Source organism: Salipiger sp. D13 (assembly GCF_003703915.1).
GTDB classification, from domain to species: domain Bacteria; phylum Pseudomonadota; class Alphaproteobacteria; order Rhodobacterales; family Rhodobacteraceae; genus Salipiger; species Salipiger profundus.
This window is the reverse complement of sequence record NZ_RAPJ01000072.1, coordinates 1-17,728: the sequence shown is the minus strand read 5'-3', so window position 1 is coordinate 17,728 and position 17,728 is coordinate 1. Positions and strand designations below refer to the sequence as shown.

The 17,728-nt window shown below is 65.9% G+C and carries 14 protein-coding genes, 1 tRNA gene and 1 pseudogene; 7 read left to right on the top strand and 9 right to left on the bottom strand.

Annotated features, from left to right (window positions below; translation table 11 throughout):
• Positions 1-677 precede the first annotated feature (677 nt).
• The gene (locus D6860_RS24790; protein ID WP_083697753.1) at positions 678-1,199 is read left to right on the top strand and encodes a putative pterin-binding protein; all 522 of its coding nucleotides are present in this window, start codon (positions 678-680) and stop codon (positions 1,197-1,199) included.
• A gap of 24 nt (positions 1,200-1,223) precedes the next feature.
• Here the strand turns inward: D6860_RS24790 and D6860_RS25930 are convergent, their stop codons facing one another.
• The 3 genes from D6860_RS25930 to ggt all read right to left on the bottom strand — a co-directional run bounded on the left by D6860_RS25930 (position 1,224) and on the right by ggt (position 5,870).
• On the bottom strand, positions 1,224-2,798 hold the full coding sequence (locus D6860_RS25930; RefSeq protein ID WP_076622670.1) for a GTPase family protein: 1,575 nt from the start codon (positions 2,796-2,798) through the stop codon (positions 1,224-1,226).
• The gene (locus D6860_RS24780) at positions 2,785-4,014 is read right to left on the bottom strand and encodes a YcjF family protein (RefSeq protein WP_083697754.1); all 1,230 of its coding nucleotides are present in this window, start codon (positions 4,012-4,014) and stop codon (positions 2,785-2,787) included. The genes D6860_RS25930 and D6860_RS24780 overlap by 14 nt, the downstream gene beginning before the upstream one ends.
• Positions 4,015-4,085: 71 nt before the next feature.
• Positions 4,086-5,870, bottom strand: a complete 1,785-nt coding sequence (ggt, locus tag D6860_RS24775) for a gamma-glutamyltransferase (RefSeq protein ID WP_083697755.1) — start codon at positions 5,868-5,870, stop codon at positions 4,086-4,088.
• 350 nt (positions 5,871-6,220) lie between these two features.
• Between ggt and D6860_RS24770 the strand changes: the two genes are divergently transcribed.
• A complete protein-coding gene (locus D6860_RS24770; protein WP_076622673.1) occupies positions 6,221-7,429 on the top strand; it encodes a sugar phosphate nucleotidyltransferase in 1,209 nt (402 codons plus the stop codon).
• 218 nt (positions 7,430-7,647) lie between these two features.
• A complete protein-coding gene (locus tag D6860_RS24765; RefSeq protein ID WP_017469448.1) occupies positions 7,648-7,971 on the top strand; it encodes a PRC-barrel domain-containing protein in 324 nt (107 codons plus the stop codon).
• A gap of 185 nt (positions 7,972-8,156) precedes the next feature.
• Here the strand turns inward: D6860_RS24765 and D6860_RS24760 are convergent, their stop codons facing one another.
• The gene (locus D6860_RS24760) at positions 8,157-10,154 is read right to left on the bottom strand and encodes a TonB-dependent receptor domain-containing protein (protein WP_083697756.1); all 1,998 of its coding nucleotides are present in this window, start codon (positions 10,152-10,154) and stop codon (positions 8,157-8,159) included.
• A 245-nt stretch (positions 10,155-10,399) separates the two neighbouring features.
• Between D6860_RS24760 and D6860_RS24755 the strand changes: the two genes are divergently transcribed.
• Genes D6860_RS24755 through D6860_RS24740 form a run of 4 tightly spaced genes read left to right on the top strand, consistent with a single transcriptional unit; the run spans position 10,400 to position 14,176 of the window.
• Positions 10,400-11,455, top strand: coding sequence for a hemin-degrading factor (locus D6860_RS24755; protein WP_076622674.1), 1,056 nt, complete (start codon positions 10,400-10,402; stop codon positions 11,453-11,455).
• A 38-nt stretch (positions 11,456-11,493) separates the two neighbouring features.
• Positions 11,494-12,318 carry a heme/hemin ABC transporter substrate-binding protein gene (locus tag D6860_RS24750; protein ID WP_076622675.1) on the top strand — a complete coding sequence of 275 codons (825 nt, stop codon included), beginning with the start codon at positions 11,494-11,496 and terminating at the stop codon, positions 12,316-12,318.
• A 1-nt stretch (position 12,319) separates the two neighbouring features.
• On the top strand, positions 12,320-13,387 hold the full coding sequence (locus tag D6860_RS24745; protein WP_076622676.1) for a FecCD family ABC transporter permease: 1,068 nt from the start codon (positions 12,320-12,322) through the stop codon (positions 13,385-13,387).
• 3 nt (positions 13,388-13,390) lie between these two features.
• Positions 13,391-14,176, top strand: coding sequence for a heme ABC transporter ATP-binding protein (locus D6860_RS24740; RefSeq protein WP_076622677.1), 786 nt, complete (start codon positions 13,391-13,393; stop codon positions 14,174-14,176).
• 21 nt (positions 14,177-14,197) lie between these two features.
• On the opposite strand, the gene D6860_RS24735 is transcribed toward D6860_RS24740, so the two are convergent.
• The 5 genes and pseudogenes from D6860_RS24735 to D6860_RS24710 form a co-directional block, all read right to left on the bottom strand.
• Positions 14,198-14,932 carry an amino acid ABC transporter ATP-binding protein gene (locus D6860_RS24735; protein WP_076622678.1) on the bottom strand — a complete coding sequence of 245 codons (735 nt, stop codon included), beginning with the start codon at positions 14,930-14,932 and terminating at the stop codon, positions 14,198-14,200.
• A complete protein-coding gene (locus tag D6860_RS24730; protein WP_076625270.1) occupies positions 14,929-15,603 on the bottom strand; it encodes an amino acid ABC transporter permease in 675 nt (224 codons plus the stop codon). Before D6860_RS24730 ends, D6860_RS24735 begins: the two co-directional genes overlap by 4 nt.
• 4 nt (positions 15,604-15,607) lie before the next feature.
• Complete coding sequence (locus D6860_RS24725; protein ID WP_017467411.1) at positions 15,608-16,366, bottom strand: amino acid ABC transporter substrate-binding protein; 759 nt, start codon at positions 16,364-16,366, stop codon at positions 15,608-15,610.
• A gap of 473 nt (positions 16,367-16,839) precedes the next feature.
• A pseudogene (locus D6860_RS25850) lies at positions 16,840-17,383 on the bottom strand (transposase); the annotation flags it as partial.
• A 184-nt stretch (positions 17,384-17,567) separates the two neighbouring features.
• A tRNA-Met gene (locus D6860_RS24710) sits at positions 17,568-17,644 on the bottom strand.
• Positions 17,645-17,728 lie beyond the last annotated feature (84 nt).

The window sequence follows — 17,728 nt, the reverse complement described above, 5'->3', positions numbered from 1 at the left end:
GCCCCAACCGCGCCTCAGCGCCGCCGGTGAAGGGGGATTTAGTGATGTCGCCCGGGTCCTGCAAGCGGATTCTTTCGTGAAACCGTTACTTTCTTGGCGACGCCTTGTAATATCAATTAATTACAACAGCTTATGCAAGACCAAAGTATCTTCCCGACGATCAGATGAGACGTCCTGACCGCCCGAGCTCAGCGCCTTCGATGCGCTTATCGGCGGACGGAGTCGGCGCACACCGAGTTATGCACAGGCTTATCCCGAGATTCACGGCCCAAGCTGGAATCGCGCCCCGCTGCAGCGTGAATCGCCGGACCCGATTCCGATGTTTCGGAAGATCCGACTCGTCCCGAAACGTTCGCACGTCCCGCGCTCCTACCTGAAACTCTCTCACGACAAACATTCGCACCTGACGGTCGGCAAGCGAGCGACACACGTGGACAAGAACAGCCTTCAGCGCCGCTTCGATCAAGGCCCCCAAGCACGGGCCGGAGCGCCCTGGCGAGTGAGAGCCGATATCCGGATCTCCCCGCCCGCGCCGCGATACGGTTCACCCGGTATGCCGCGCGGACGCGCTCAGCAGGCGGGAGGCGTGACAGAATACTGCGCGAGGGCACGAATCTCTTTGCAGCGCGATGAAACTGGGGACAGCTTCGCCTCTATAGAACTTCAGGAGATTTGACGTGCTGACCCATTCCTTCTGCCCCGGTGTGACCCGGGGCCTCGCAAACCTCGTTTTCGCAACCTCCATGATGGTCACCGGCCTGTCGTCGCTCCCCGCGATGGCGGCAGAGACGCTGCTGACGGTGGTTTCAGGAGATGGCACCGAAACCGCGTTCACCCGGGACCGACTCGAGAGTCTCCCGCAGCATGCGTTCCGGACCGAAACCCAGTGGACATGGGAAGAGAAGGAATTCAGCGGCCCCCTGCTGACGGATGTCCTCGCAGAGGTCGGGATCTCCGACGGGACGGTCGAGCTTGTCGCCGATGACGGTTACCAGGTGCAGCTGAATATCGAGGACAGCGCCGACTACCTGACCAAGGACTACCCCATCATCGCGACACGGACGGATGGCCAGCCCTTCCCCGTGGACGAGATGGGCCCGCTCTGGGTCATCTTTCCCTATGACGGCCATCCCGAGCTTGAAGCCAAGCCCGTCTATGACATCTCGATCTGGCAACTGGTGAAGATCGTCGACAAGTAGCCCAAGGCCTGCGGGGACCGAAAGTCAGTCCCGCGACGTCTCCTCGGGGTCGTCGGACCCGGCGTACCTGTGGCTGAAGGCCGTGAGCGCATCGCGCAGCCCGCGCCCGGCGCGGCCGGCCTCCTTCATCACGCCCCCGGTCCGGCCCTCGATGCGCAGGCGATTGCGTTGCGTGTCGAGCGCCCGCCCGAGCAGGCTTTCGATACGCCCCCGCAGGCGGTCGATGTTCCAATCGGGCTCGGTAAGCACCACGGGGATCGTGTTCGCGGTCGCGGCGGCATCGCCGATGTCATGCTGGACGGCGCCGATGATCTCCGTCACCCGGTCCATCGCCTCATCCGAGAGATGTCCTTCGGGAAAGGGCCATCCGTCGAGCAGCTCGTCCACGCAGGTTACCGCAATGATCGTCGGCGGCATACGCCGGCGCGGATCGGCGGAAAGCGTGTCGCGAAGGTCTGAAAGGGTGGCCCGGTCGATCTCGCGCGCGGGCCGGTTCGCGCGCACCACCCAGATCACCATGTCCGCGGACGACAGCTCCTTGATGACCGTCTTCCCGATCTTCGCCGAGCCATCCAGGCCCGGCATGTCGAGAAGCATTGCCTCCACGTCGTCGAAGGTGGTCTCGTAGGTCCGCGCCGCGTCGGTGGTCGGGATCACGTCGACCTCGGCCACGTCGCGCCCGAGCAGCGCGTTGATGAGGCTGGACTTGCCGGCACTGATCTGCCCCGCCACCGCGATCCGCAGGGGCATGTCGCTTGCCGCGAGCCGGGCCCGGTCCAGATCGCTCGAGGCAAGCCCGAGGTCGAGCAGCTCGCTGTCCGAGAACTTCAGCCGCCCCGAGTAGAGCTCGACAGCGGCGGCCGCGACCTCTTCGAGCAGCAGCGCTTGCGCGACGACCGTTCCCTCGCTGGTGAGGAACGAGGAATGCCCTTCGGCGATCACGCCCTCGATCTCACGCAGGATGGCCACCGGCAGCGACTTGATCGCACGGATCACCCGCCAGGCGTTCCATCCGTGCTTGCGGACCTTCCAGGCGACCTCGCGGTGTTCCCACAGCCAAAGGAGTGTGCCGACGCTGATGCTGTCCGAAAAGGGCACCTTCTCGCGGATGTCCGAGCGCAGCCGGACCGTGACCCGGTCGGCCAGCAGCAGCGCCTCGGGGATGGTGAAATCCAGAACCCCCTTGCCGCCGTTCCCGGACGAGGCAGCCACCACCCGGACGACCTCAAGGGCGATGTCCTGCAGATCCTCCCAGGGCAGCGGCTTCGCGGTGCGGTCCGCGATCAGGGCCTGCGCCGTCTTGAAGGCCTCGACCTCGCGTTCGCTCCAGGCCGGGTCGATCCGGGCATGCAGCTGGGTGTCGCGCGCGACGACGGGCTCGGGCGCGCGACCGCGCATCCAGCTTCGTGCGAAGCGCACCAGCGCGACAAGCCCGCCGAGCGAGATCGACGCCACGATGAACTCGACGAGCCACCCGTGCTCGAACATCCATGCGAACCCCGCGAGCATCGCGGCAAGCACCGGCACCGCGAGCGCGGCGATCGACAGGATGCGATCCCAGCGCAGCAGCGCCGGGCGCAGGCGTTCACGCAGCTTCATCCGACGACCTCTTGAAGGCACGCTGGTAGATCTGCCTCAGCTCCTCTTCGCTCGGCGGGCTTCCATGGGTCGAGCGATAAAGAAAGTAGGCGGCGGCGCGGCCCAGCGCGTAGGTCGTGGCAAAGCTGATCGCCCCCGCCGTGGCGGCGCCCACGGTCTGTCCGTAGGCCGGAATGAGCTTGGCCAGTTCCCGCACGCCGAAGCTCGCGGCGAAGCGGGCCCCGATGCCGAGCCCCATCGTGCTCAGAAAGGCCTTGCCGACCCTACGGTCCCATTTCACGCCATAGCGCAACCCCAGCTCGTGGAGCATCTTGAGCTGGGTGGCGGGCACCGCGACCATGCCGACCACCGGCGCAAGGTCGCTGGTCAGCGCCACGCCCGCATAGGACAAAACGCAGCGCTTGTGTTTCAGGAACTCCAGCGCCTCGGCATCGCTGGCGCGGCTTTTTTCCAGCAGCAGCCCCGCCGCCGGCAATGCGTCGAGCAGATGCTGCCGCAAGTCCTCGAGGCCCTCCACGTCGCCGGCACCGTCCGGATCAAGCGCGATTGTCACCGAAGGCAGGTCGTCTCCGGAGGCCCGCTTCATCTGTTTCGCGATCATTCCAACGGCGCGCGCGCGGGCCTCTGGATCGGGAACGAGGTCCTTGCCGGTCAGGACGAGAATGACCCGCATTTTCTTGTCCTGATGCAGGATCTCGGCGAGCGCATCCGCCACGATGCCCTGAACGGGATCGTCCAGCCGGCAGACAAGAAGAAGCACGTGACTGCTTTGGCGGCAGGTCTCGAGGTCTTCCGAGGGATCATAGCCGGCCTCGCCAAGACCACGCGTGTCGAGAAAGCGCACCAGGGGCTCCTCGGGCGGGAAATCGTAGCGCCGCGCGGTGCGGGTACAGGGCCGGAAACCGTTGCCGATCTCGGCATCGGATTGCTCGGTCAGCGCCCGGACAAGCGACGACTTCCCCGCTCCCGTCTTTCCGAGCAGCCACACCACCGGAAGGATGCGATCTTCCGCTGCGCCGGAGGGGCTGTCTTTCGATGACCCGAGTATCCTGTTCAACATGCCTTTCCCGATCCGCTGGGTGCGCTCAGCCTTGGCGACAGTCTTTGCCAAAAGCCTACCCGGTTCAACAACATCCGGCGCGGGCGGATTGATCCCTGAAAAATTGGGCAGGGCCGCGAACGCGGTCCGTCGAAAGGGCCTCGGCGCCGCGCGCATCACGGGACAGGCGACAGCAACGGATCAGGCCTCCCCGCCCGCGCGGCACGGGCGAAGCGGCCCGAACGCACTCATTCGCCGAGCGCAATACCCTCGCGGCGAGGATCGGCGCCACCGACAAGCTTGCCGTCCTCCAGCGCGATCACGTGAAGCCCGCTGGTCAGCTCCCGCAGGTTCGTCTCGAAACCGGCCGCCTGCAGGTCAGCCTCAAGTGCGGTGGCATCGGTGTCCGTCTCGATGTCGAAGGTGCCGAAGCGGTTCACGAGGTGCGGTGCGGCGACGGCCTGCTGCGGGTTCATGCCGAAATCGAGGTAGTTGACGATCCCCTGCGCGACGTAGCCGATGATCCGGCTGCCGCCCGGCGAGCCGATCACCAGCAGCGGCGCACCGTCCTGCATGACGATGGTGGGCGACATCGATGAGCGTGGCCGCTTGCCGGGCTCGACCCGGTTCGCGATGGGCCGGCCATCGTTGTGCGTGGCAAAGGAGAAGTCGGTCAGCTCGTTGTTGAGCAGGAACCCCCGGACGAACAGCCGCGAGCCGAAGCCGTTCTCGATGGTGGTGGTCATCGACAGCGCATTGCCCTCGGCATCGACGATCGAGATATGCGAGGTCGACGGCAGTTCCAGCGCGACATCGTCACCCCGGAGCATCGCGTGGTCCCACGCGGGCTCGCCGGGCTCGACCGCTTCGAGCGCGCGGGCCGGATCGAGCATCTCGGCGCGCCTGTCGAGATAGGCGTCATCGACCAGCCCCTTGGTCGGCATGGGGACGAAGTCGCTGTCGGCCATGTAACGACCCCGGTCGGCAAAGGCGAGCCGCGAGGCATCGCCGATGAGCGTCCAGGCCTCCGCGCTGTCGGGGCCCATGTCGGAAAGCGCGTAGCTGTCGAGCATGCCAAGGATCTGCCCCACTGTCAGCGCCCCCGAGGACGGCGGCCCCATGCCGCAGACCTCGGTCGTCCGGTAAGGCACGCAGACCGGCGCCCGCTCGACCACCTCGTAGGTCGCGAAATCCTCGGCGGCCAGAAGCCCGCCGTTTTCCTGCACGAGGCTGACGATGGCGTCGGCGATGGGGCCGTCGTAGAACGCGCTGCTGCCGCGTTGCGCAATCGCGCGGAGCACCTCGGCGTAGGCCTTGTTGGTCAGCCGGTCCCCGGCTTCGAGCGGCGCACCGTCGGGATAGAAGTAGGCGGCGGTGTCCTCGAAGCGGTCCAGCCGGCCCTCGGGTTCCGACGCAACCAGCCCGGCAAGTCGCGGCGACACGGTAAAGCCGTCCTCGGCGAGCCCGATGGCGGTCTCGAAGAGGCTCGGCCAGTCTTGGTTGCCCCAACGGTCGTGCGCCGCCTCCAGCAGCGCGGGTGTGCCCGGCGTGCCGACGGAGCGCCCGCCAACGACGGCATCGAAAAAGCTCAGGGGCTCGCCGGCCTCGTCCTGGAAATAGGTCGGCGTGGCCGCCAGCGGCGCCGTCTCGCGACCGTCGAGCGTGGTCAGCTCTCCGCTTTCCGCGTCGAACCAGACAAGAAAGGCCCCGCCCCCGAGCCCCGAGGATTGCGGTTCGACCAGCCCGAGGACGGTCTGCACGGCGACCATCGCATCCGCTGCGCTGCCACCCTTGCGAAGCACCTCGGCCCCGGCCTCCACCGCGAGCGGGTTGGCGGCCGAGACCATCCAGGTCTCGGACGTCACCGGCTCGCCGGCCTCCTTCGCATCCATCGCGGCCTGCGCCTGCGCGCTCAGCCCTTCTACCGCTCCGGTCGAGGTGCCCTCGGTCGTGACGGCATCGGCGGCCTGTTGCGCCTGCCCCTGCCCGGCGATCATCCCCGCGATCACCAGTGCAATCCAACGTGATGCCATTATCCTTCTCCCCTGACGCGATTTCATCAGGCAAGAGTGCAATGCATGCGTGCACCTGACAATGCCGCCTTGAGGATCACCCGCATCCACGCTGCGTCCTTCCCGGCCCCCCGCGCCTGGAATGGGCGCAACAATAGATCGAAACAGCCAGCCAAAAGATGCCGATTTCAATACGTATAGATATCTGAATTATTTAAGAAAATCGCATCTTTCGCGGAACTTTTGTGCAATCTGATTGTTTCTGGTTTGGATCGCCCGGCCGGCCTGATCTTCATCGAAGACCCCCCACCCAACGAAATCGTGCCCAGCGCTTTCGTTGCCTGCGCGACATTTGCTCAGAGGCCCCGGACATGCTCGACCAATCCCCCCAGAACCGGACCGACCGGTGTCTTCCCTTCCTGCTTGCAGGCGGGCGCGGCTCGCGCCTTCACGAACTGACCGACCGTCAGTGCAAGCCGGCGATCAACTTCGGCTCGGGCAGCGGGCGGATCGTCGATTTCATCCTCGAGGCCACGGTTCAGGCGGGCTTCCAGCAGCTCTTCGTGGCAACCCAGTATCGCCCCTACGATCTATGCCAGCATCTGCGGGCCCAGTGGGGACACCACTTCCCGAAAGGCATCTCGGTGCGCGACGGCGAGCAGGTGAGCCCCCGGGGATATCGCGGCACCGCCGAGGCGATCCGGTTGAATACGACCTCGCTCGACGCCTACGCCCCGCGTGAGATCATGGTGCTATCGGGCGATCATGTCGCCGACATCGATCTTGCCGCGCTTCTCGAGCATCACCGCAGCCACGGGGCCGCGGCGACCGTCGCCGCGACCGCCGTTCCGCTGGCCGACGCCTCGAGTTTCGGCGTCTTCTCCGCCGATGCCGAGGGCCGCGTCACGGCGTTCCGGGAAAAGCCCGCCGATCCCGATGCGATCGAGGGCGACCCCGAACACGCGCTCGCATCGACGGGGATCTACGTCTTCGACTGGATCTGGCTGCGCGAGATGCTCGCCGCCGAAGCGCTGCGCCCCGAAACACAGCATGATTTCGGCCATGACATCCTGCCCCGGGCGCTGGCCGATGGCGAACTGTCGGTCTGCCGCATCACCAGCGCGACGCCCGGTGCCGAAGCCTACTGGCGCGATGTCGGCACGCTCGGGAGCTACCGGCGCACCATGCTCGACATTGCGAATTCGCGCGCCGCACTCAAACTGCCGCGGGGCATGGAGCGCCCGTTGATCGAGGCGGTGGACTGCTTCACCGAGGGCTCGGTGTTCCTGCCCGGCAGCTCCGCCGGCCAGCGCTGCAACCTGCGCAACGTCATCGTCGCGCCCGGCGCGCGGCTGCCGAACGGGTTCGAAGCCGGGCACGATGCCACGGAAGACCGGCGCTGGTTCCGCTGCGGCGAGGACGGGACCGTGCTCATCACCCCCGAGATGCTGGCCCGTCGCAAGGCGCATCTTGCGGCGCACACCGGACGGCCAGCGGTTCGTCCGTCGATGCAGATGCCGCCACGCGGCGAGATCGGCGGAACCAAGGCGAACCACGTGGGAGAGGTCGCAAAGGCCTGACCGCTGCCGCCGGCTGTCTTTCCGCCTGCCATGCATGACGAAATCCCTGAAGGCGCCGCGCCATGCGCGGTGCCTTCAAGCGTGCCGAAAGCCCGGTGGCCCATCGTCTTGAATGGATTTCTCAACTTCGCAAAAACCAACGCAAGCGCATGATATTCAATGGAACTTCCATAGCCCTGCCGCATTGATTGGATGAAACGAAGCAATCAGGAGACATCATGCGACACATCACCCTGTCCGCCCTTTCGCTCATCCTCGTCACCGGCGCCGCATCGGCACAGGGCGTCGATACGTCCTCGCTGCACAGCGTCGATGATGCGAACGTCATGGGCCCCGACGGCGACAAGATCGGCGAAGTCGAAGAGATCCTGGTCGACGACTCCGGCTCGCCCGTCGCCGCCGTGATCGAAGCCGGTGGCTTCCTCGACATTGGCGACGAGGACATCGTGGTCTCGCTTGACGAACTCACCTTCGAAAACGGCGACTACACCACCTCGATGACCGAAGAGGAACTCGAAGAGCTGCCGACCTGGGACGACTGATCCCACCCCGCTCTTTCGCACAGTCCGAAACGGCGCGCCCTCGTGGCGCGTCGTTTTCGTTTCCGGCATCCGGTGGGCGCCGTTCCATCTGAACGCAAAGGCCCCGAAGCGGGAGGGAACACCGCTCCGGGGCCTTCGTTCGATCCCGGCCCTGCGCTTGCGCAATCAGGCTGCGCGGCGCGGGATCAGAACGTCTTTGCCAGCGTCACCTTGAAGGTCCGTCCCGGAGCGTTGTTCTCCGAGAGATGCTGGCGATACTCGCGGTCGAACAGGTTCTCGACGCCGAACCGCATCTCGGTGCCTTCAAGCGCCCCGTCCTGAGGTTTCCAGGTGGTGCGCAGGTTGTGCACCGCGTAGCCCGGCGTGGGGGTGCTCCAGTCGTCCATGTCACTGGCCGCGACGATTTCCCAGCTTGCGTCGTACTCCTCGCCCCAGCGCTTGCCAAGAGTCAGTCGGGCGGTATCGGCGGGGATGCCACCCCAGTCCTCGTCGTCTCCCGCCTGGAAGCTTTTGCCACGCATCGCATTGACACCGAGGTCGACGTAGAAGCCGTTCTGCAGGCTGTAGGCAGCTTCGAGCTCGGCGCCCTGAAGCTTCACCGAGTCGACGCCGGAATAGGACGTCACATCCCAGACGGTGGTGTCGTAGACGTTGAGCTTGAGCGCCAGCCGGTCGCCGCCGGTGATCACGTCGAGCCCCTCGTAGGAGGCCCCGATCTCGTAGGTCTCGGATTTCTCGGACCGGGTCATGTAGGCCGGCGTGCCGAGGTCATCGAGGATCGGCAGGCTTTCGTTGTAGGAGGCGCTGCCGGAAATCGCCCAGCCGTTGCCGAAGGCATACCGTGCGGTCACGCCGCCCATGAGCGCCTCGTTGTGGTCGGTCTGGTAGTCGTCGCCGCCGATCGTCTGCGTCTCGTAGCGAAGTGCCGGAGTGACCGTCCAGTGCTCGCCGATTTGCATGTCGTCCACGGCAAAGAGCGCCCACCGCCAGTCGGTGCCGCCGGACGCCGACGCGTCGGGGTTGTCGGAGCGGACCTTGCGGATCCGCTCTACACCGACACGCAGGTCATGGCCGACACCGCCGGTATCGAAGAGCGACTGGTTCTTCACCGTCAGCTTGGTCGTCTCGTAGGTGTTGTCGGCATCCCCGAGGGCCCGCACGGTGTCGCCCAAGCCCGGGGTGCCCTCGTAGGGTGACGAACCTTCGACGTATTCGCTCTCGATGTCCTGCCATGCGTAGCTGAGCTGCGCGGTCAGGTTGACAAGGTCGCTTTCGGGGTCGTCGTAGCCGTAGGTCAGCACCGCGGTCTGGTTGCGGATGTCCCGGTTCACGTTGCCGAAGTAATCGGTGACGATGGCCCGGCTGTTGTAGGGCACGTCGTCTTCCTGCGTCTGCGTGTCCGCGAGCGACAGGCTGAGGGAGTGGCTGCTGTCCTGGCCGAAGGTATACTTGCCCTTCAGCGCCCATGACGGCATATCCGCGCCTTCCGAGGTGATGTCATCGCCGCTGCCGTCCACCGGCACGCCGTAGCTGCGATAGGTGTAGTTGCCGAGCAGTTCGAACGACTCGGTGGGTTGCCACGCGAGGATGGTCGAGCTTACGGCCTCGTCGCCATTCGAGGAATACTGCAGCGTCTGGCGCGCGCGAAAGCCCGGCTCGCCGCCGGTGAAATCCGATGCGTCCTTGGTTTCCAGCTTGACAAGCCCGCCGATCATCCCCGAGCCGTATTCGAAGGTGCCGGCGGTGCCGCGCACCACCGTGACCTCCTTGTAGAGTTCGGGATCGGTGTAGAGCTGGGTGCCGATCCGGTAGAGTTCCTCGCCGCCGACGCTGGCACCGTCGACGATGATGCCGACCTTCTGGTCCGAACCATAGGCCGAGTTGGCCCCGAACCCGCGGATGTTGATACCCGAGCCCGAGGGGCTGGAGCCGTTGATCAGGTTCACCCCCGGAACCGAGTCGATCAGTTCGGCAATGGTGCTGGCCTGCCGGTCCTCCATCTCCTCCTGGTCGACGACCGTCTCGGCCGTCGCGGTCCCGGTCTGGACCTCGCGCTTGGAATTGTTCAGCCAGATCGTCCCCAGCATCTCGGCCGGGGTATTCTCCTGTGCCCATGCGGGCATGGCGGTGGCGAAGGCGACGCTGCAAAGCAGCATCGCCCGCCCGTGAAGACGTTGGGTCATGCTCGTTCCCTTCGGTTCAGTCCTTGGTGGCTGGCCCGGAGAGCTTGCGACCTGTCTTGAAGAATTTGTTGATGTGGTCCTCCATCGGTCTCGATGAAGGACTTGCGCCGCTTACCTTAGTTGAGTAATTATGTCAACATTAACCATTTGCGCTCCAGCCTTTCGCCTTTTCAGGCGGCCAGACACAGCGTCCAGATCGACAGCCGTCACAGAGCCGCTGTCAGGCAAGGCAAGGAGTCACAACAATGGCGCAGACACCGCCGCTTTCCGCGCAGGACATCCGGTCCGCGCGTTTCGATACCCCCGAACTGCGCGACCGCGACTTCGCCGACAAGCTCGGCATCAGCGAGGCCCAGTTGATGGCCGCGCATGTCGGTCACGGCGTCACGCGCATCAGCGCCGATCCCGACAAGCTGATCCCGGCCGCCGAACAACTGGGCGAGGTCATGGCGCTGACCCGCACCCCCTCCTGCGTGCACGAGAAGGTCGGCCACTATGCCAACTATCATTCCGGCGCCCATGCCTCGATGGTCCTGAACGACGAGATCGACCTGCGTATCTTCCCCCGCCACTGGGTGCACGGTTTCGCGCTCGACCAGGAAACCGACAAGGGCCGGCGCCGTGCGCTGCTGGTGTTCGACGCGGCAGGCGACGCAGTGCACAAGATCCACATGCGGGCCGGGTCGGACCACGATGCCTGGAGCGGGGTCGTGTCAGACCTCGCGCTCGAGGCACAGGAGGACATGCTGCAGGTCACGCCGCGCGAGGCACCGGAACCCGCGAAGGCGCGTCCGGATCAGGCTGAAGAGCTGCGGCAGAACTGGGACAGGATGACCGACACCCACCAGTTCCTGACCATGGTGAGCCGCCTCAAGATGAACCGGCTTGGCGCCTATCACGTCGCGGGGGCGCCCTACGTCCGCGCCCTTGCGCCCGACTGCCTCGAGTCACTGTTCACCGAACTTTCGGCGCTCGACGTTCCCGTCATGGTCTTCGTCGGCAATGCCGGCTGCATCCAGATACACTCGGGCCCGGTGCGGAACATCAAGACGATGGGGCCATGGCTGAACGTGCTCGACCCGGGCTTCGACATGCACCTGCGCAGCGACCACGTCGCCGAGGTCTGGGAGGTCCACAAGCCGACCCGGCGCGGCATGGCGGTTTCGATCGAGGCCTTCGACGCCGACGGCCGCATCATCCTGCAGATCTTCGGTGTCCGCAAACCCGAGGACCGCACCGGCGACTTCGAGGCCATCGCCGCCGCCCTGCCCCGCGCCGCTGCCGAAGAGGTGCTCTCGTGATCTCTCGTTTCACAAGACGCGCGCTTGCCACCGCGCTCATGGCATTTCCCCTCGGCCTCGCGGGGGCGCTGAACGCAGAGCCCGCGCAACGCATCGTCTCGATCGGCGGCGCGGTCACCGAGATCGTCTATGCGCTTGGCGAACAGGACCGTCTGGTCGCGCGCGACACCACTTCGACCTTCCCGCCCGAGGTGACTGAGCTGCCCGACATCGGCTACATCCGCCAGCTCTCGCCCGAAGGCGTCCTGTCGGTGGACCCGACGCTCATCCTCACTGCCGAGGGCGCCGGCCCGCCCGAGGCGGTGGCGCTCCTGAAGCAGGCCAGCATCGACTTCGCCGAAATCCCCGAAGGTTTCGACCGGGCCGCTGTCCTGACCAAGATCCACCGCGTCGCCGAGGTGCTGGACGTCCCCGAGAAAGGCGAGGCTCTTGCCGAAGAAGTCTCTGCCGACCTGGACCGGGCGCAACAGGCGGCGGCCGACGCGACGGATGGCCCTCCGCGTCGGGTGCTCTTCATCCTGTCGCTTCAGGGCGGGCGGATCATGGCCGGAGGCCGGGAAACGGCCGCCGATGGCATCATCCGGCTGTCGGGCGGCGAAAACAGCGTGACCGGGTTCGAGGGCTACAAGCCGCTGTCCGACGAGGCCGTCATCGCCGCCGCTCCCGATGTCATCCTGCTGATGGCGCGCGAGGGCGAACTGGCCGTGACCGATGAGGCGCTCTTCTCGCACCCGGCGATCCTGTCGACGCCGGCCGGCGAGAACAGGTCAGTGATCCGGATGGACGGTATGAAGCTCCTCGGTTTCGGCCCCCGCACCGCCGAAGCCGCGACGGACCTCGCACGCGCGCTCGCAGGAGACTGAGATGGTCGCGATCCACCTCGAGGACACACACACCGGCGACCGGAGCGCGCTTGCCCGCCGCACCACCTGGGCGCTGGTCGCACTGCTGGCCGTGGCGGCCTGGACCAGCCTCGCGGTGGGCGCCTCGGGCATCTCGCTGCCCGCGACGCTTTCGGATCTTCTGGCCGGGCGCGACATCGAGGCCCGGAGCCGGATCATTCTTTGGGACATCCGCCTGCCGCGACTGCTGACCGGGATGATGGTGGGAGCTTCGCTGGCGGTCGCCGGGGCGGTGCTTCAGGGACTGTTCCGCAACCCGCTGGCCGATCCGGGCCTCGTCGGCGTCAGCGCGGGCGCGGGGCTCGGCGCCATCACCGCCATCGTGCTCGGAGGCCTGTTTCCGGCGGTCGTCATTCAGACCGCGGGGCCCGTTCTGGTTCCGCTGATGGCCTTCGCGGGAAGCTGGCTCGCAGTGATGACCCTCTACCTGATCGCGACACGCGGAGGCCGCACCTCCGTCGCGACGATGCTGCTCGGCGGCATTGCTCTCGCGGCACTGACGGGGGCCGTTTCGGGCCTGCTCATCTACATCGCGGACGACCAGCAGCTTCGCGACCTGACGTTCTGGGGGCTCGGTTCGCTCGCCGGTGCCTCGTGGAGCAAGACGCTCTGGGCTGCGCCCCTCATGCTCGCCGCGCTGGTTGCCGCGCCCGCGCTGTCGCGCGGCCTCAACGCGCTGGCCCTCGGCGAGGCCGCCGCGCATCATCTCGGCATTCCCGTGCAGCGGCTCAAGAACCTGTCGATCCTCGTGGTCGCCGGCGCGGTCGGTGCGGCCACGGCGATCTCGGGCGGGATCGGCTTCGTCGGGATCGTGGTGCCGCACCTCCTGCGGCTTGCCACCGGGCCCGACCACCGGGCGCTTCTGATCAATTCGGGGCTGCTGGGCGCGAGCCTGCTCTTGCTCGCCGACGTGGTCAGCCGAAGCATCGTCGCCCCGAGCGAACTTCCCATCGGCATCGTCACGGCGGTGATCGGCGGCCCGTTCTTCCTGTGGATTCTTCTGCGCCGCAGCGGCAGCCTGGAGATATGACCGGTGCTTGAAGCGAATGATGTATCCGTGACCCTCGGACGTCGCCGCGTGCTGCGCGGCGTCGACTTCCGCGCCGCCCCAGGTGCCCTGACCGCGATCGTCGGGCCGAATGGCTCCGGCAAGACCACGTTGCTGCGCGCCATGACCGGCGATCTCGCCTACGAGGGCGGCATCCGCATCAACGGCGAGGAGCTCTCGGAGATCCCGGCGCCGCGTCTAGCCCTTCACCGCGCCGTTCTCGCACAGTTCACGCCGATGGCCTTCCCCTTCACCGTGGCCGAGGTGGTGCGGCTGGGCCAGATCCGGGGCGGGACCACGGTCGCGGGCGACCTGACCAAACGGGCACTGGCCCGGGTGGGCCTTGGCGGCCACGCGGGGCGCGCCTACACGGAACTTTCGGGGGGCGAACAGCAGCGGGTCCAGCTCGCCCGCGTCCTGTGCCAGGTCTGGGAACCGGTCGAAAACGGCGCGCCGCACTGGCTGTTCCTCGACGAGCCGGTCTCGAGCCTCGACATCGCGCATCAACTGCAGGTCATGCAGATCGCCCGCGACTTTGCCGATGCCGGCGGCGGCGTCGTCGCGATCATGCACGACCTGAACCTCACCGCCATGTTCGCGGACAGCGTCGCGCTGCTGTCCGACGGCGAGGCTCTCGAGCAGGCGAGCCCCGAGACCCTGCTGCGCGATGACCTGCTGTCGCAGGCCTATGGCTGCACCCTGCGGGTCAGTACCCCGCCGGCGCGTGGTCCCTACCTGCTGCCCCATGCGGCCGTACCGCGGGGCCTGTAGGCGGGGCCCGCCATCGGGTGTCTAGCGTGACAGGCGGCTGAGAAAACGCTGCAACCGCTCGTCCTTGGGGGCGCTGAAGATCTGCTCCCGCGGCCCGGCCTCGACGATCTTGCCGCCGTGCATGAAGAGCACCCGGTCGGCGATCTCGCGGGCGAACTGCATCTCGTGCGTCACGATGAGCATCGTCTGCCGGCGCTCGGCGACCCGGCGCATCAGGTCGAGCACTTCGCCGACCCATTCCGGATCGAGCGCCGAGGTCGGCTCGTCAAACAGCATCAGCTCGGCCCCGATCGCCATCGCCCGGCCGATGCCGACCCGCTGCTGCTGTCCGCCGGACAGGCTGGCGGGGAAGCTGTCGGCCTTCTCGGCCAGCCCGGTCTCGGCCAGCACCTCGAGCGCGCGACGCTCCGCCTCGGCCCGCGGGCGGCCCTGCACGGTGACCATCGCCTCCATGATGTTCTGCTTCGCGGTCTTGTTGGCGAAGAGCGCGTAGTTCTGGAACACGAAGGCCGACCGCCGCCGCAACGCGAGGATCTCGGCCCGCGTCGCCGCCGCCGCGTCGACGGTCACGTCGCCGATGGTGATCCGCCCGGCGTCGGGCTGGTCGAGGAAGTTGAGACACCGCAGCAAGGTCGACTTGCCGGTCCCGGACGGGCCGATCACCACGACGCGCTCGCCTGGCGCGATGTCGAGATCGATCCCGTCGAGCACCGCGTTGCCGTTGAAGCTCTTGCTGAGACCGCTGATCGAAATCATCGCGCATATGCCTTGTTCAGGTAGGTTTCGAGCCGTTTCTGGCCCTGGTTCAGAAGCTCTACCATCGCCCAGTAGATGATCGCCACGACAAGGAAGGCCTCGAAGTAGAGGAAGCTGCCCGCCGCCTCCTTCTGCGCCGCGCCCATCAGTTCGGTGACGCCCAGAGTGAAGGCCAGCGAGGTGCCCTTGATCATGTCGATGAAGTAGTTGACCAGCGTCGGCGCGGCGACCCGGGCCGCTTGCGGCAGGATGATCCGCCGCATCATCTGCAGCTGGGTCATGCCGATGGACTGCGCCGCTTCCCACTGGCTGCGGTCGACACCGAGAATGGCTGCGCGAATGGTCTCGGCCATGTAGGCCGAGAAGTGCAGCGTCAGCCCCATGATCGCCGCCGTCACGCCGTCGATGCTGGTCAGGAAGCTCATGACCTGCGGCAGACCGTAGTAGAACAGGAAGAGCTGGACCAGCAGCGGGGTGCCGCGGAAGAAGCTGATGAACAGCACCACGAGCCAGTCGAGGCCCCGCACCCGGAAGACGCGTTCGACCGCCAGCAGCGAGGCGAGGACGAGCGCAAGCACCATCCCCGCCGCCGCCATGCCGAGCGTCAGCGGCACGTAGCCGAGGATGACGGGGAACAACCCCAGCATGTAGTCGAGGTCGAGTCCCCGCATCATCTCACTCCGGGCTGGTGATGTCGGTGCCGAACCACTTCTGCGAGATCTCGGTCAGCGTGCCGTTCTCGCGCAGGGTGGTCAGCGCCGCGTCCACTTCGTCGCGAAGGGCGGTGCCCTCGTCGTCATCGCGGAACGGAAGCGCGTTGCGGATCTCGGAAAACGGCTGGCCGGCCAGTTCCAGCGGCAGGGGGCTTTCCCGGATCAGCTGTGCCGAGGAGACCCGGTCCATCACGAAGGCATCGACCCGCCCCAGCGCGGTTTCCTGCGCGATGTTGGATTCGTAGGTCTTGATCTCGATCTCGTCGGCGTAGGGCAGCTCGCTCAGAAGCTGCTCGAAGTTCGAGCCGAGGTTGACCGCGACCGTACGCCCGCGCAGGTCCTCGACGCCCGAGACAGCCTCGTTGCCCTGCTTCACCACGACCTGCGCCCCGTCATAGACATAAGGCTGGGTGAAGGCGAACTTGGCTTCGCGCTCCGGCGTGATGGTGATCTGGTTCGCGATGGTGTCGATGCGGCCCGCGTCGAGCGCGCCCACGAGGCCCGAGAACGACATGGTCTCGAACGCGATGTCGAGCCCGGTTTCTTCCCCGACGGCGTTCATCACGTCGACTTCGAACCCCTGCAGGACGTCCTGCTTCACGAAGGTGAAGGGGAAATAGCCACCCGACATGCCCACGCGCAGGGTTTCGGCCTCCTGTGCAGAGGACGCCCCGGCAAGCCCGGCTGTGATCGCAGCGGCAACGGCGATGGATTTGAGCATCTTGGTAACTCCTTTATGTCAGGGGCTCTAGGTGTCCTCCGTAGGTAGCGGGATCAATGCGAGGGGAAAGAAAAGGCTCTCGTCGTCCTCGCGCGGGTTGCTTGCGGAACATTGTTCTACGCGAAAGCGGCAATCGGGACGCTGGTTTGGCCTGAATAAGCGATCGTCTGTTGTGTTGCCTGAGGGAGCAGCCTGCCGTCGGCAGCAGGACAAGGCTTCTGGAGTGTCGATGGCCGGCTGGCGCAAGTCCTGGCGGATGGTGACCCGCTTCGAATCCTGAACGACACGGTGGATTTCGAGCGCTTCCCAGCTCCCCTGAAACGCGCGGCAGTCAAAGCGCGCAGCGCCAAGGGCGGCCGCCCGTCATTGGACGTGGTGCTGAAGTCCGTCACGCGCTCAGGCAGGTGATCGCCGATATCGAGGATGGCCTAGTCGACTTGGCCGTGGTCTACAATATCGACCACCTCAGCCGCACGCATCTGAAGCCTCTCCTCGCGATAGAGCCGCCTGAGCTTCTTCAGGTTCATCACGATCCCTTGCCGCTCCAGCATCACGTGGATACGCCGGTAACCAAACCGCCGCCGCTCGGCTGCCACTGCCTTCATTGCGGTCCTCGCCTCAGCATCATCCGGTCGCACACTGCGATAGCGCACGCTCGACCGATCCACCGCCAGTGCCTTGCACGCCCGTGCTCGTTCACACCGTGGGCTTCCACGACATTCGCCACCGCCTCCCGCCGAACGCCGGGCGCTACCACTTTCGCGAGGCGACATCCTTCAGGATCGCATTGTCGAGCATCGCTTCCGCCAGCGGCTTCTTCAGCTTCGAGTTCTCATCCTCAAGCGCCCTGAGACGTCGGGCATCCGACACCTCAAGACCGCCGAACCGCGCCTTGTATTTGTAGAACGTCGCGGTGCTGACCACGTGCTTGCGGCAGACATCAGCCGTCGTCATGCCGGCCTCCTGCTCCTTCAGCATCCCGATGATCTGTTCTTCCGTGAACCTTGATCCCTTCATTGTCCGTCTCCTGATTGGAGCGGACTCTACCTCAAACTGGAGGGAGATACGGGGCTCAGGTCAGTGCGTTTAAGGGGCTCTTTCTAACGCTTACGACCGAGATCCGTGGCAAGCTGTTGGAACTGTTGGGCTTTGGGGACAAAAAACGCCGCATCCTATTCGGATACGGCGTCTTCGCTAAAGCTGGTTGCGGGGGTAGGATTTGAACCTACGACCTTCAGGTTATGAGCCTGACGAGCTACCGGGCTGCTCCACCCCGCGCCAAAGACCTTCGTCGTAGCGTTGAGCTCGGAAGGTTATGATTTGTATAGAGAGGATTATTTGGTTTTTGCTAGGTTTGGCGGT

What these genes read in the sequence shown, in the direction of transcription:
- D6860_RS24770 (WP_076622673.1), top strand. Translation starts at nt 6,221, where the DNA reads ATGCTCGACCAATCCCCCCAGAACCGGACCGACCGGTGTCTTCCCTTC.
- D6860_RS24755 (WP_076622674.1), top strand. Translation starts at nt 10,400, where the DNA reads ATGGCGCAGACACCGCCGCTTTCCGCGCAGGACATCCGGTCCGCGCGT.
- D6860_RS24745 (WP_076622676.1), top strand. Translation starts at nt 12,320, where the DNA reads ATGGTCGCGATCCACCTCGAGGACACACACACCGGCGACCGGAGCGCG.
- D6860_RS24760 (WP_083697756.1), bottom strand. Translation starts at nt 10,154, where the DNA reads ATGACCCAACGTCTTCACGGGCGGGCGATGCTGCTTTGCAGCGTCGCC.
- D6860_RS24780 (WP_083697754.1), bottom strand. Translation starts at nt 4,014, where the DNA reads ATGCGCGCGGCGCCGAGGCCCTTTCGACGGACCGCGTTCGCGGCCCTG.
- D6860_RS24765 (WP_017469448.1), top strand. Translation starts at nt 7,648, where the DNA reads ATGCGACACATCACCCTGTCCGCCCTTTCGCTCATCCTCGTCACCGGC.
- D6860_RS24730 (WP_076625270.1), bottom strand. Translation starts at nt 15,603, where the DNA reads ATGCGGGGACTCGACCTCGACTACATGCTGGGGTTGTTCCCCGTCATC.
- ggt (WP_083697755.1), bottom strand. Translation starts at nt 5,870, where the DNA reads ATGGCATCACGTTGGATTGCACTGGTGATCGCGGGGATGATCGCCGGG.
- D6860_RS24750 (WP_076622675.1), top strand. Translation starts at nt 11,494, where the DNA reads ATGGCATTTCCCCTCGGCCTCGCGGGGGCGCTGAACGCAGAGCCCGCG.
- D6860_RS25930 (WP_076622670.1), bottom strand. Translation starts at nt 2,798, where the DNA reads ATGAAGCTGCGTGAACGCCTGCGCCCGGCGCTGCTGCGCTGGGATCGC.
- D6860_RS24735 (WP_076622678.1), bottom strand. Translation starts at nt 14,932, where the DNA reads ATGATTTCGATCAGCGGTCTCAGCAAGAGCTTCAACGGCAACGCGGTG.
- D6860_RS24725 (WP_017467411.1), bottom strand. Translation starts at nt 16,366, where the DNA reads ATGCTCAAATCCATCGCCGTTGCCGCTGCGATCACAGCCGGGCTTGCC.